9 protein-coding genes are annotated in these 15,007 nt (G+C 30.7%); 6 read left to right on the top strand and 3 right to left on the bottom strand.

Going from position 1 to position 15,007, the window contains the following annotated elements:
- Nucleotides 1-105: 105 nt before the first annotated feature.
- The 3 genes from LFT63_RS04250 to LFT63_RS04240 form a co-directional block, all read right to left on the bottom strand.
- Entirely contained in the window at nt 106-1,014 is a 909-nt protein-coding gene (locus LFT63_RS04250) for a glycerophosphodiester phosphodiesterase (RefSeq protein WP_029055586.1), read from the bottom strand.
- A 201-nt stretch (nt 1,015-1,215) separates the two neighbouring features.
- Nucleotides 1,216-2,595 (bottom strand): argininosuccinate lyase, encoded by a 1,380-nt coding sequence (argH, locus tag LFT63_RS04245; protein ID WP_029055585.1) that lies wholly within the window; start codon nt 2,593-2,595, stop codon nt 1,216-1,218.
- Nucleotides 2,588-3,790, bottom strand: a complete 1,203-nt coding sequence (locus LFT63_RS04240) for an argininosuccinate synthase (protein WP_029055584.1) — start codon at nt 3,788-3,790, stop codon at nt 2,588-2,590. The genes argH and LFT63_RS04240 overlap by 8 nt, the downstream gene beginning before the upstream one ends.
- A 323-nt stretch (nt 3,791-4,113) precedes the next feature.
- On the opposite strand from LFT63_RS04240, the gene LFT63_RS04235 reads away from it, so the two are divergent.
- The 6 genes from LFT63_RS04235 (at nt 4,114) to addA (ending at nt 14,935) form a co-directional block, all read left to right on the top strand.
- On the top strand, nt 4,114-5,445 hold the full coding sequence (locus LFT63_RS04235) for a glucose-6-phosphate isomerase (RefSeq protein ID WP_029055583.1): 1,332 nt from the start codon (nt 4,114-4,116) through the stop codon (nt 5,443-5,445).
- Nucleotides 5,446-5,650: 205 nt separating this feature from the next.
- Nucleotides 5,651-6,226, top strand: a complete 576-nt coding sequence (locus LFT63_RS04230) for a TVP38/TMEM64 family protein (protein WP_017637418.1) — start codon at nt 5,651-5,653, stop codon at nt 6,224-6,226.
- Between the two features lie 4 nt (nt 6,227-6,230).
- On the top strand, nt 6,231-6,752 hold the full coding sequence (lepB, locus tag LFT63_RS04225; protein ID WP_017637417.1) for a signal peptidase I: 522 nt from the start codon (nt 6,231-6,233) through the stop codon (nt 6,750-6,752).
- Between the two features lie 18 nt (nt 6,753-6,770).
- Nucleotides 6,771-7,346: a signal peptidase I gene (gene lepB, locus LFT63_RS04220; RefSeq protein ID WP_017637416.1), complete on the top strand. Its 576-nt coding sequence runs from the start codon at nt 6,771-6,773 to the stop codon at nt 7,344-7,346.
- Between the two features lie 462 nt (nt 7,347-7,808).
- Complete coding sequence (addB, locus tag LFT63_RS04215) at nt 7,809-11,279, top strand: helicase-exonuclease AddAB subunit AddB (protein WP_340768063.1); 3,471 nt, start codon at nt 7,809-7,811, stop codon at nt 11,277-11,279.
- The gene (gene addA, locus LFT63_RS04210; protein WP_340768061.1) at nt 11,276-14,935 is read left to right on the top strand and encodes a helicase-exonuclease AddAB subunit AddA; all 3,660 of its coding nucleotides are present in this window, start codon (nt 11,276-11,278) and stop codon (nt 14,933-14,935) included. Before addB ends, addA begins: the two co-directional genes overlap by 4 nt.
- The last annotated feature ends 72 nt before the right edge of the window (nt 14,936-15,007 follow it).

The raw sequence follows: 15,007 nt of genomic DNA, 5'->3' as shown, positions 1-15,007 counted from the left end.
GCACTTGTATCAAGCTTTTTTCAACTCTAGTCAACCTTGCCGGGGTGGGACAACGAAATAAATTTTGAGAAAATATTATTTCTGTCCCGCTCCCTTTGTAATAAATTAATGTGATACCTTTTTGTATTTATCTGGATAATTGGTGAAAACACCGTCAATACCATAGCCATTTAATCTTTTCATATCTGCAGTTTCATTAACAGTAAATGGGTGGATAAGAAATCCTAAATCTTTGATGTGAGAAGTATTAGAACGAGTTAAGTCACTGAATTCAGGACTAATTACAGTTGCATAACTTTTAATATGTTTAAGATCTTTATCTGTTAAATGTTGTAGCTGATGCTTTTTGATTAATCTAACTAGGGGAACATTTTGATTAGACTTGTGTATTTTTGTCAAACTTTCTTCAGAAAATGATTGAATCATAACGTGACCGTTTTTTAAAGATGTCTTGGATAATAAACCATGCTGTTTAAGTGTTTGTAATAGTTGAGATTCCATTCCAGGATAAACATCAGGAGATTTTGTTTCGATGTAATAATTTGCTTTGTTACCATAGCGAGTAAGTATCTCATCTAAAGTAGGAACTTTGGCATTTATATATTCTGATTTAGCTAATTTAGGATTTGCCTTATTAAACCAACTTCCAGCATCTAATTGCTTTATTTGAGATAAGTTTAAATTTTTCACTTTACCATGCCCATTGGTTGTACGATCTACTGAGTCATCATGCATAGCTATAAGTTGCCCATCTTTCGTTCTTTGTAAATCAATTTCGATATATGAAGCACCAATTTCTTTATGGCTTTTATCGTAAGAATTAAAAGTATGTTCAGGTGCATAACCGCTTGCACCTCTATGGGCGATAGTTACAAATTTTTCGTTTGTAGGGTTGGATAACCAATGTTTTTTAGAACTTTTTGCATCAATTGTTGGTTGAAACTTTGAATAAATAAATACACAAATTGTAGATATTAAAATAAATAATAAGACAGCTTTTAGAAATTTACACATAATATGACCTTTCCAATAATTTTAAAATACTTATCAATTATACTATAAGTTGTATAACAATATAATGTTTATTTTTAAAAGTTGTGAAACTATTAAGTATAAATATAAAAAAGTGGTTTCTACGCAAAATGAAAAAGCCTGGGACAAATCAATGTCTCAGGCTACAACTCTATAATTCTGAACGACTTCCTATAAAATAACTTATGCTTTTAATAATTTTTCAGCAACTGATAGTTGATGTTTAACTGCATCTTGACCAGTCGAACCATAACTTTTACGTCGTTTTAAACAATTTTCTGGTTTTAGATAATCATAAATATCAGATTCTATACTCTGGTGATAGGATTGATAATCTGTTAAAGGCACATCGAGTAAATAAATACCGTTATTAATACAATCTAATACAATTTTTCCAACAATCTCATGTGCAGTTCTAAATGGTACGTTTTTACTTACAAGATAATCAGCTAATTCTGTTGCATTTGAAAAGTCTTTTGTAACTGTTTCATTAAGACGATCAGTATTAACAGTCATCGTGTCTAACATGCCATCGAAAATTTTGAGTGAACCTTTAATTGTATGGATAGCATCGAATAAACCTTCTTTATCTTCTTGCATATCCTTATTATAAGCTAATGGTAGGCCTTTAAGTGTAACTAACATACTCATTAAATGACCTGTTGTACGACCCACCTTACCTCTAATTAATTCTGCCATATCTGGATTTTTCTTTTGAGGCATAATAGACGAACCAGTAGAAAAAGCGTCTGATAACGTAATGAATTTTGCTTCATCAGTGGACCAGAAAATAATTTCTTCAGAAAATCTTGATAAATGAACCATAGTTAATGAAATATTATGCAGTGTTTCAACAATATAGTCACGATCACTGACAGCATCTAAACTATTTTCATATATAGCACTAAAATTAAGCAGTGATTGTGTTTCGTGACGATCAATAGGATGTGTTGTTCCGCTTAATGCTGCAGCACCAAGAGGGGAGATGTCGATTCTTTTGATGCTATCTTGGAATCGAGATTTATCACGCTCTAACATCCAAAAATAAGTCATAATATGATGCGCGAAAGATATCGGCTGAGCACGTTGTAAGTGCGTATAACCTGGCATAATTGTGTCTATATGGGTATTAGCAATTTTTAATATCGTTTGCTGCAATGATTTAATTAATTCAATAATTTCTAGAACTTCTTCTTTAGTGTATAAATGCATATCAGTAGCGACTTGATCATTTCTGCTTCTACCAGTATGAAGTTTACCGCCAACTTCTCCTACACGTTGAATTAGCTCATGTTCAATGTTTAAATGAATGTCTTCTAGCGATGCTTTAAATTCAATTTTATTTTGATGCGCATCTACTTGGATTTCTTTTAAGCCTTCTATAATGGTTTTGGCATCATCTTGACTAATAATATGTTGATTAGCGAGCATTGTTGCATGTGCAATGCTACCTTGAATATCTTGGTCTATTAAATTTTTGTCGAAATCAATTGATGCATTAAAGTCATCAACCCAATCTTCTGGTTGTGCTTCGAATCTTCCTCCCCAAGCTTTTTTACTCATTACTGTAGCCTCCATGTAACATAGAATTAACTTGCGTTGGTAAACCATAAATATCGATAAATCCGACAGCTGCTTCTTGATTAAACGCATCTTCTTTTGTATAAGTAGCTAACTTTTCATCGTATAAAGTATAAGGTGATTGTCTACCATTTACGATAGCATTGCCTTTGAATAATTTAACTCTTACATCTCCTTCGACATATTGTTGTGTACTGTCAATAAATTGTTTTAGGCTATCAGTTAAAGGTGAGAACCATAAACCATTATATACTTGTTCAGAAAATTGCTTTTCAATCACTGGTTTAAAGTGTGCAACGTCTTTAGTTAAAGTAATTGTTTCAAGTGCTTTATGAGCTTTTAAAATCACTTCTGCACCAGGTGTTTCATAAATCTCTCTTGATTTTATACCGACTAATCTATTTTCAACATGGTCAATTCTACCAATACCATGTTTACCAGCTAATTGATTTAAATAAAGGATTAAATCGTCTAAATCATAATCTTTGCCATCTATTTGAACAGGTATACCGTTTTTGAATGAAAGAATAATTTCGTCGGATTCATCGGGTGTATCTTCAAGTGCATTCGTTAAATCAAATGCATCTTCAGGTGGGGCAGCATAAGGATCTTCTAAGATACCGCACTCGTTAGCTCTACCCCATAAATTTTGATCAATTGAGTAAGGAGAATCATGATTAATTGATACTGGAATATTATGTTTGATTGCATAATCAATTTCTTCTTCACGACTCCATGCCCATTCTCTTACAGGTGCAAATGCTTTTAGTTTTGGATTAAGTGCTTTAATTGCGACTTCGAAACGTACTTGGTCATTACCTTTACCAGTACATCCATGAGCAATACCGACTGAATTTGTTTTTTCAGCAATTTCTACTAACTTTTTAGAAATTAGTGGACGTGATAATGCTGATACTAATGGATATGCATTTTCATACATTAAATTACCTTTAATAGCATAACTTACATAATCATCACTAAATTCCTTTGTAGCATCAATAATATGACATTCTACTGCGCCCATTTTTAACGCTTTTTCATGTACAACATCTAAGTCTTTTCCTTCTCCAACATCTAAACAACATGCTACAACATCGTAACCCTTATCTATTAACCATTGTACTGCTACGCTTGTGTCTAATCCTCCAGAATATGCTAAAACAATTTTCTCTTTCATATTTACACCTCAAATTATTTTCAGAATTTTAATATAAATTCATCATAACAGACTGCTAATGAAAAATAAACCATAAAACTACATAAATATACATTTAATAGATGAGATGTTTTCAATATTATCTTTAATATATGCTGATATAAAAGAATTTTTAAAGTTATTAAATTTTTAGAAAAATGCATATTGTATTGATAAGAGATTACATTTGGAAACTGAAATGACACTGAAAGTTCATTTTTAATAGTAAAAAGGAGACTTGTGAATTGAATAGCAAATATAAACTTAGTAGAATTAAAGTAGTAAAAACATAGGAGGCTTTTTAGATGACTCATATTCAATTAGATTATGGTAAGACTTTAGAATTTTTTGGAGAACATGAATTAGAACAACAAAAAGATATCGTGAAAACATTACACAAAACGATACATGAAGGTACTGGCGCTGGAAAAGATTTCCTTGGTTGGGTTGATCTTCCTGTTGATTATGATAAAGAAGAGTTTTCAAGAATTGTAGAAGCTTCTAAACGTATTAAAGCCAATTCTGATGTATTAGTTGTTATTGGTATCGGTGGTTCTTATTTAGGTGCACGTGCCGCTATTGAAATGCTTACTTCTTCATTCAGAACAAATAATGACTATCCTGAAATTGTATTTGTAGGTAATCACTTATCTTCTAGTTATACAAAAGAATTAGTTGATTATTTAGCAGATAAAGATTTTTCTGTAAACGTCATTTCAAAATCAGGAACAACAACTGAACCAGCAGTTGCTTTCCGTTTATTTAAACAATTAGTAGAAAATAAATATGGTAAAGAAGAAGCTAAAAAACGTATTTTCGCTACTACTGATAAGAAAAAAGGCGCTTTAAAACAATTAGCTACAAATGAAGGTTATGAAACATTTGTAGTACCAGACGATGTTGGTGGACGTTATTCAGTATTAACAGCCGTTGGTTTATTACCAATTGCAGCTGCAGGTATTAATATTGAGGCAATGATGATTGGTGCAGCAAAAGCACGTGAAGAATTATCTTCAGATAAATTAGAAGAGAATATTGCTTATCAATATGCTACAATCCGTAACCTTTTATATAGCAAAGGCTACACTACTGAAATGTTAATTAACTATGAACCTTCTATGCAATATTTCAATGAATGGTGGAAACAATTATTCGGTGAATCTGAAGGTAAAGACTTTAAAGGCATTTATCCTTCAAGCGCGAACTATACTACAGATTTACATTCATTAGGACAATATGTTCAAGAAGGCCGTCGCTTCTTATTTGAAACAGTTGTTAAAGTTAATAATCCTAAACATGATCTTACAATTGAAGAAGATAGTGATGATTTAGATGGATTAAATTATCTTGCTGGTAAAACAATTGATGAGGTAAATACTAAAGCATTTGAAGGTACATTATTAGCACATACTGATGGTGGAGTTCCTAATATCGTTGTTAATATTCCTCGATTAGATGAAGAAACATTTGGATATGTTGTTTACTTCTTCGAATTAGCTTGTGCTATGAGTGGATATCAATTAGGCGTAAATCCATTTAATCAACCTGGTGTTGAAGCTTATAAACAAAACATGTTTGCATTATTAGGTAAACCAGGATTTGAAGAAATGAAAAAAGATCTTGAAGCACGTCTATAATCTATAAAAAATATATTTTATAATAAATAAATGTTATAATTATAAGGCTAGGACTAACTTGTCCTAGCCTTTCATGTTGTAAAGGGGTTTTGTTTTCTCAAACTTCAGATGTATTTATTGCTTTAAAAGAAGATTGCTATTTCAAAATACTATAATTACAACTATAATAAATAAGGTAATGTTTACCAAGAAAGGATTTGATGTTTTGTCGTTTGAACAATTAGAAGAATGGTTTGATTTATTTCGGCAATTCGGATATATTCCTGGGTTTGTGCTTATATATTTTAGAGCAATCATTCCCATTTTACCCTTAACGCTTTATGTCATTTTAATTATGCATACATATGGTGCGGTCGTAGGCATTATAATTTGTTGGCTAGGCATTGTAGCAGGTACATTTACAATGTTTTTAATCTTTAAAAGGTTAGTCAATACTAAAAAAATGAAACAATTCAAAACTAAAAAGTCAGTACAAAGATTAATTAGTTTTATAGATAGACAAGGTTTAATACCACTATTTATTTTATTATGTTTTCCATTTACGCCAAATACATTGATTAATGTGGTAGCAAGTCTTTCACATATTAAAACAAAGTATTATTTTATCGTTTTAACATTATCTAAATTGATTTCCATAACTGTATTAGGGATAATGGGTCGAGAGGTAACGACGATTTTCACTAATCCGATAAGAGCTATTGTGACGTTATTATTATTTGTCTTACTTTGGTTTGTAAGTAAAAAGGTAGAAAAACATTTTATGGGCTCTACTAAGGAGTGAAAAGTTGAAAACTGTTATTAAATATTTGATTTCCTTAATATTTGCGATTATTATTGTAATGTTCATTCAAACATTTATCATCAGAGGTGCTGTTGTACAGGATCAAAGTATGGCACCTACATTAAATGAAGGTGACCGATTGATTGTTAATAAAATTAAAGTCACATTTAATTTATTAGATACTGGTGATATAGTGATGTATAAAGATAATGGACGAATCCATTTTAGTAGAATAATTGGGAAACCAGGACAATCTATTGAAATTAGAAATAACAAGCTTTATCGAGACGATAGAGTAGTTCAAGATAAGTACGCTAAAAATAGAGATTTGAATAATGTTTCGTTAAGAAATATGAAACATTCAGATGGAGATATCATTTCACCCAAACACTATTTTGTATTAAATGATAACGATAGTGTAAAATCAGACTCAAGACGTTATGGTCTAATTGATAAAAGTAATATTATTGGTGATGTAAGTGTAAAATATTATCCGTTTGATGCATTTACGACAGACTTTAAATGAATATAAGAGGTGTGTAATTTGAAAAAGGAAATTATAGAATGGATTGTCGCCATCGCAATAGCAGTTTTGCTTGTATGGTTTATAAAGGATTTTGTTGGTCAACCTTATACAATTAAAGGTGACTCAATGGATCCAACATTAAAAGATGGGGAACGTGTTGGCGTAAACATTATGGGTTATAAAATTGGCGATGTGAAAAAAGGTAACGTCATTGTTTTCCATGCTAATAAAAAAGATGACTACGTTAAACGTGTTATTGGTACTCCAGGAGATAAGGTAGAATATAAAAAAGACCAATTATATATAAATGGTAAGAAACAGGATGAACCTTATTTAAATTATAATGAGAAACGAAAACAGATTGAATATATTACTGGTACTTTCCAAGTGAAAGATTTACCTAATGCTAACCCTAAATCAAATGTCATCCCTAAAGGTAAATACTTAGTATTAGGGGACAATCGTGAAGTAAGTAAAGATAGTCGTTCATTTGGTTTGATTAATAAAGATCAAATTGTTGGTAAAGTTTCGTTCAGATTCTGGCCATTAAATGAATTTAAAGCTAACTTTAATCCTGATAATACTAAAAATTAATTTTGAAAGCGATAGACGCTAAGTCTATCGCTTTTTGTGTGTAAAATTGTGTAGATATATTAATGAATAAATATGTATAACGGAAAGTCATACTTTTTGTAAAACAAATTAGTATGACTTACCTAATAGTGATAGCTATTAGGTTCAATAATGTAATTCTGTGAAAATGAAGTGAACTTAAAAAATAGAAATAAGTTACAAATTGGCAGTAGTTGACTGATAAAGTAATTCTTTTTCTTTAGAAATTAGAATTACTTATGCATGAGTGTTAACTCATGTAATCCTTAGTTGAACACTTTAGCTAAAGCTAATGTGTAAGTATCACTAAACTATTATAAATAGTAGTGATACTTTACTAACTTAGTCAACCTTGCCGGGGCGAGACTACGAAATAAATTTTGTAAAAATGTTATTTCTGTCCCGCTCCCATGTTAAAATGTTGTCAAAGGAGTGAGGGTTGTTATGGAATTAAATGCATATATAGGGAGAGCTGGGACAGGGAAGTCTACAGCTATGGTTAATGAAATTAAAGATAAAATGAAAACTGACCCACTTGGTGATCCAATTATTTTAATCGCTCCAACTCAAAGTACTTTTCAATTTGAACAAGCATTTGTTAATGATTCAACATTAAATGGAAGTTTGAGAACAGAGGTACTTCACTTTGAAAGATTAAGCCATAGAGTGTTCCAAGAAGTTGGGGGATTTACGGAACAACGATTATCTAAAGCGGCAACTGAAATGATGATTTATCATTTAGTACAACAATATCAATCAGATATGAAATTATATAAATCACAAGCCAAATACTTTGGATTTAGTGAGAAATTAGCCGAACAAATTCAAGATTTTAAAAAATATTCTGTCTTACCTGAACATATTGATGAATTTCTAAATACACACGATATTCAAACCAGAACTAAACATAAATTAGAAGATATTTCTTTAATATACAAACAATTTGAGTCTCGAACTCACGGCAATTTTATTACAGTTGAAGATTCGTTACGAAAATTTATCGAACAAATGGATAAATCTGAATGGCTAAAACGCTCAGAAATATACATAGACGGTTTCCATAACTTTTCAACTCTTGAATACGAAATGATTCAAGCATTAGTAAGAAATGCTAAAAAAGTAACGGTATTATTAACTACTGATGGTAATCAAGATGCTTTCAGTTTATTTAGAAAGCCATCTGAAGTTTTAAATCATTTAGAAGAGATTGCTCAAGATTTACATATCCAACTTCAAAAGCGTCTTTTCAATGAAGTCTATCGATTTAATCACAATGATCTAAAAGCTTTAGAATCCCAATTCGACGCATTACAACTAACGCCTCAACAAAATCAGGGGCATATCGATATTCTTGAATCTTCTAGTATGAGAGAAGAAATTAATGAAATTGCAAGACAAATTCTTAAAGATACACGTGATAACCAATTGAGATTTCAAGATATTGCAATCTTATATCGAGACGTATCATATGCCGATTTATTTGAATCTATTTTACCGCTATATCAAATTCCTTTTAACATAGATACAAAACGTTCAATGACACATCATCCTATTATGGAAATGATTCGTTCACTAATCGAAGTAATCCAAACTAATTGGCATATCAATGCAATGATGCGTTTATTGAAAACAGATGTGCTGACTAACCAATATAAAAATAGTACACACCTAATAGATTTATTAGAAAATTTTGCTATAGAACGTGGTATTTATGGAAAAAGATGGTTAGATGACGATTTATTTAATGTAGATAATTTTAGAAAAATGGGTCGTAAAGAACATCAACTTACACAAGAAGAAAGAGAGACATTCGAACAAGTTGTTAAATTAAAAAATGATGTGATTGATAAAATTCTTCATTTTGAACAAGCAATGAATGAAGGTAACACAGTTCGTGAGTTTGCTACTGCATTTTATGAAAGTATGGAATATTTTGAATTACCCAATCAGTTAATGACACAACGAGATATTTTAGATAATGATGGTTACCATGAAGAAGCTGAAGAAATTGATCAAATTTGGAATAGTTTAATTCAAATACTAGATGATTTGGTAACTGTGTTTGAACATGAAAGCATGACATTAACTCGCTTTTTAGAAGTATTTGATATTGGATTAGAACAATTAGAATTTGTGATGATTCCTCAAACACTTGATCAAATAAGCATTGGTACGATGGATTTAGCTAAAGTAGATAATAAAAAGCATATCTATCTTGTCGGTATGAATGATGGTTCTATGCCTCAACCTATTTCTTCTTCAAGCTTAATTAGTGATGATGAGAAAAAATTATTCGAACAAAATGTTCAAATAGAATTAAGCCCAACGTCAGATATCTTACAAATGGATGAAGCATTTGTATGCTATATTGCTATGACTCGTGCAACAAATAGAGTTACATTTTCATATAGCTTGATGGGATCATCAGGTGATGAAAAAGAAATGAGTCCATTTTTAGCACAAATAAAAGATATTTATGACAATTTAGATGTAATAAATATTCATCAAATGCATCAAGAACATCCTATTTCATTAATTGAGCATGTTCATCAAACAAAAATTAATTTGTTTGAGTCACTAAGAGCTTGGTTAGATGAAGAAATTGTAGCAGATACATGGCTTGATGCATATCAAGTAATGAGAGACGATGAGCGTCTTAATGAGGGATTGAATTATTTAATCACTTCGTTAACTTACGATAATGAGACGAAGCAGCTTAGTGAAACACTGGCACAGGATTTATACGGTAAAACGATTAATGCGAGTGTATCTAGATTCGAAGGGTATCAACAATGTCCATTTAAACATTTTGCTTCACATGGTTTAAGATTAAATGAGCGAACAAAATATGAACTACAAAACTTTGATTTAGGTGATATTTTCCATTCTGTATTGAAATATATATCTGATCGTATAGATGGAGACTTTAAACATCTTGATCAGAAAAAAATCAAAACATTAACATCAGAAGCGCTTGAACAAATTTTACCTAAAGTTCAATTTAATCTATTAAATTCATCAGCTTATTATCGTTATTTATCTAGAAGAATAGGCGCAATTGTTGAAACAACTTTAAGTGCTTTGAAATATCAAGGAGACTATACGAAATTCAAACCACAACAATTTGAAACGGGCTTCCGTAAATCACCTAAATCTGATGAAGAATTGATGGCTAAATCATTAACAACTACACAAGGTGTTCCTATTAATATACGTGGTCAAATTGACCGAATAGATACTTATACAAAAGAAAATCAAAGTTACGTTAATATCATTGACTATAAATCATCAAAAAATAGTGCAACACTTGATTTAACAAAAGCTTACTATGGTTTACAAATGCAAATGATGACTTATATGGACATCGTATTACAAAACCAAGAAAGATTAGGCTTAACAGATATCGTTAAACCAGGTGGCTTACTATACTTCCATGTTCATGAACCAAGACTCAAATTGAAAAATTGGTTAGAAATTGATCAAGAAAAATTAGAAAAAGAGCACATTAATAAATTTAAGATGAGTGGATTAGTTAATAGTGATGAAAATGTGTTAGATGCTTTAGATATTAGATTAGAACCTAAATTCAAATCTGATATTGTGCCAGTTGGTTTAACTGCTAAAGGAACAATAAATAAAGCTAGTAGTCAGGTTGCAGATGAAAACACTATTTACAAATTTATAGAACATAATAAAAAGAATTTTATTGAAACGGCAAGTCATATTATGGATGGACATACAGAAGTAGCACCACTCAAATATAAACAAACATTGCCATGCCAATATTGTAGTTACCAATCTGTTTGTCATGTAGATGGCATGATTGATAGTAAAAGATATCGCACTGTTGATGAGTCCATTAATCCAATAGAAGCGATTCAACAAATGGAAGAAAATGGAGGTGGAACTGAATGATACCTACGAAACCACAAGATGTTATTTGGACAGATGCACAATGGCGCAGTATTTATGCCAAAGGTCAAGATATTTTAGTAGCTGCAGCTGCTGGTTCTGGTAAAACAGCTGTACTGGTTGAAAGAATTATTCAACGTATTTTAAGAGATGAAATTGATGTAGACCGTTTACTAGTAGTGACATTTACTAATTTAAGTGCAAGAGAAATGAAACATCGAGTTGACCAACGTATTCAACAAGCTTCGATTGAAGATCCAAATAATGAACACTTGAAAAATCAGCGTATCAAAATACATCAAGCTCAGATTTCCACTTTACATAGTTTTTGTTTGAAATTAATTCAACAACATTATGACGTACTAGATATTGATCCTAATTTTAGAACGAGTAGTGAAGCAGAAAATATCTTACTTTTAGAACAAACGATTGATGAAGTGTTAGAGCGACATTATGATTATTTGAAACCAGAATTTATTGATTTAACTGAACAATTATCTAATGACCGTAGTGATACACAATTTAGAAGTATTATTAAACAACTTTATTTCTTTAGTATTGCTAACCCGAATCCTCAAGAATGGTTAAATCAACTTTCAACACCATATATGGATGAATCACAACAAGATGAGTTATTAAAATTATTAAATGATTTGGCAATGATTTTTATAAATGCTGCACAAGAATCACTTGATAAAAGTTATGAGTTATTTTCAATGATGGAAAGTGTAGATAAGCAGTTAGAAATCATAGAATCAGAACGACGATTTATGAGTCAATTATTTGAAAATGATACATTACAAATTGAAAAGCTTGTGAATCATCAATTTGCAAGTAGATTTCCAGCTATAACAACAAAAATCAAAGAACAAAATGCCATGATGGTAGATGCATTAGAAGATGCGAAAGCTGCGTACACTAAATATAAAGATATGATTACTAAAGTTAAAAGTGATTATTTCTCAAGAACTGCAGAAGATTTGAAACATGACATGCAATTGTTAGCGCCAAGAGTTTCATATTTATCGGATATTGTGAAAGATGTTATCAATGAATTTGGGAAACACAAACGCCAAAGAAATGTATTAGACTTTGCGGATTATGAACATTTTGCCTTACAAATTTTAACTAATGAAGATGGTTCACCTTCACAAATTGCTGAAATGTATCGTCAACATTTTTCTGAAATATTGGTTGATGAATACCAAGATACCAACCGTGTTCAAGAGAAGATTTTATCTTGTATCAAAACAGGTGAAGAATCTAATGGGAATTTATTTATGGTTGGTGACGTTAAACAATCGATTTATAAATTCAGACAGGCCGATCCAAGTTTATTTATCGAAAAATATAACCGTTTTAATACCGAAGGACAAGAAGCAGGGATGCGTATAGATTTGTCTCAAAACTTCCGATCTCGAAAAGAAGTATTATCAACGACAAACTATCTATTTAAACACATGATGGATGAAGAAGTAGGAGAAATTACTTATGATGAAGCGGCACAATTATATTATGGTGCGCCATTTGACGATGTTAATCATAATGTAGAATTACGTACAATGGTTGAAGCGAGTTCTGAAGATAGTGATTTAACTGGTACTGAACAAGAGGCTTATTATATAGTTGAGCAAGTTAAAGACATTTTAGACCATAAAAAAGTATATGATATGAAATCTAATTCATATCGACCTGCGACATATAAAGATATCGTTATATTAGAACGCAGTTATGGTCAAGCGCGTAATTTACAGCAAGCTTTTAAAGATAATGATATTCCATTTCACGTGAACAGTAGAGAAGGTTATTTCGAACAGACAGAAGTACGACTTATATTATCGTTTTTACGTACAGTTGATAATCCGTTACAAGATATCTATTTGGTTGGATTAATGCGCTCAGTTATTTATCAATTTACAGAAGATGAATTAGCAAATATTCGTGTGTTTAGTCCTAATGATGATTATTTTTATCAATCAATTCACCAATATATTAATAATGATGTTGCTAATAAAAAGTTAGTTAAAAAGTTAAAACACTTTTTAGATGATATTCAACACTATCAAGAATATAGCCAACGTTATCCGGTTTATCAATTAATTGATAAATTTTATAACGATCATTTTGTTATTCAATATTTTAGTGGCTTAATAGGTGGTAGAGGACGTAGAGCAAATTTATATGGACTATTTAATAAGGCTATTGAATTTGAAAACTCCAGTTTCCGTGGATTGTATCAATTTATTAGATTTATAGATGAGCTAATTGATAGAGGTAAAGACTTTGGTGAAGAAAATATTGTAGGGCCAAACGATAACGTAGTACGTATGATGACAATTCATAGTAGTAAAGGTTTAGAGTTTCCATTTGTCATATATTCTGGTTTATCTAAGAAATTTAATAAAACAGATTTAAGAGGACAAGTTGTTTTGAATCAGAAATATGGATTAGGGATGGATTACTTTGATGTAGAAAAAGATATTGCTTATCCATCGTTGTCTTCAGTCGCTTATTCTGCAATTAATGAAAAAGAAATGATTTCTGAAGAAATGCGTTTAATCTATGTAGCATTAACAAGAGCCAAGGAACAATTGATATTAATAGGTAGAATTAAAGATGAAAAGGAATTAGATAAACTAGAAAGATTGCCTATTTCGGGAAATCATATCGCTGTTAATGAACGTTTAACCGCATCTAATCCATTTACAATGATTTATAGCATATTATCAAAATATCAATCGTCTAGTATTACAAATGATCAAAAATTTGAAAAAGATGTTGAACAATTGGATAGTAATGTAAAACCAAGAGTGACATTATTTATTGATCATTTCGAAGATATTTCTACAGAGATTGCAACTACTGATCAAGAACATAGAAGTATAGAAGATATTGAAATGTATCAAAGTGGAAACGAAGATGTTAAAGCTAAAATAAAAGACAAGTTAACTTTCGAATATCCTTATTTAGTCGACACTGAAAAACCGTCAAAACAATCTGTATCAGAATTAAAACGTCAACTTGAAACGGAAGAAAGTGGTACTAACTATGATAGAGTGCGACAGTATAGAATAGGTGTCTCAACATATGAACGTCCTAAATTTTTAAGTCAACAAGGAAAACGCAAAGCGAATGAAGTGGGTACATTGATGCATACAGTAATGCAACATTTACCATTTAACCAAGAAAGAATGACTGAAGATGATTTAGATCAATATATCAATCAGCTTATAGATAAAAATATCATTGAATCTGATGCAAAAGAAGATATTAGATATAAAGAAATTATGCGTTTTATAAATAGTAATTTGTATTTAGAAATAGCAAACGCTGATCAAGTTTATAGAGAATTACCTTTTGTAGTGAATCAATCTAAAGTTGATCAATTAGAACTGAAAGATGAAGACGTTTCAATTATTCAAGGGATGATTGATTTAATCTATGTTAAAGATAAAGAATATTATTTTGTAGATTATAAGACAGACGCTTTTAACCGTCGAAGAGGATTAACAGATGAAGAAATCGGTCAACAATTGAAGGATAAGTATCGCATACAGATGAAGTATTACCGCAATACTTTAGAAACGATACTTCAAACTAAGGTCAAAGGTTATTTATATTTCTTTAAATTTGGCATGTTAGAAATTGATGACAATTAAGATACTCTTACTTACGGATAATTTGAAAAAACGAATATGTAGAAACTTTCTTAATTTTCTTACTTATATATT

This window comes from Staphylococcus sp. FSL H8-0121 (assembly GCF_038008425.1).
Taxonomy (GTDB): Bacteria; Bacillota; Bacilli; order Staphylococcales; family Staphylococcaceae; genus Staphylococcus; species Staphylococcus pasteuri.
The sequence above is the reverse complement of the archived record's forward strand: the minus strand, read 5'-3'. Positions and strand labels throughout refer to the sequence as shown.

What these genes read in the sequence shown, in the direction of transcription:
- LFT63_RS04250 (WP_029055586.1), bottom strand. Translation starts at nt 1,014, where the DNA reads ATGTGTAAATTTCTAAAAGCTGTCTTATTATTTATTTTAATATCTACA.
- argH (WP_029055585.1), bottom strand. Translation starts at nt 2,595, where the DNA reads ATGAGTAAAAAAGCTTGGGGAGGAAGATTCGAAGCACAACCAGAAGAT.
- LFT63_RS04240 (WP_029055584.1), bottom strand. Translation starts at nt 3,790, where the DNA reads ATGAAAGAGAAAATTGTTTTAGCATATTCTGGAGGATTAGACACAAGC.
- LFT63_RS04235 (WP_029055583.1), top strand. Translation starts at nt 4,114, where the DNA reads ATGACTCATATTCAATTAGATTATGGTAAGACTTTAGAATTTTTTGGA.
- addB (WP_340768063.1), top strand. Translation starts at nt 7,809, where the DNA reads ATGGAATTAAATGCATATATAGGGAGAGCTGGGACAGGGAAGTCTACA.
- addA (WP_340768061.1), top strand. Translation starts at nt 11,276, where the DNA reads ATGATACCTACGAAACCACAAGATGTTATTTGGACAGATGCACAATGG.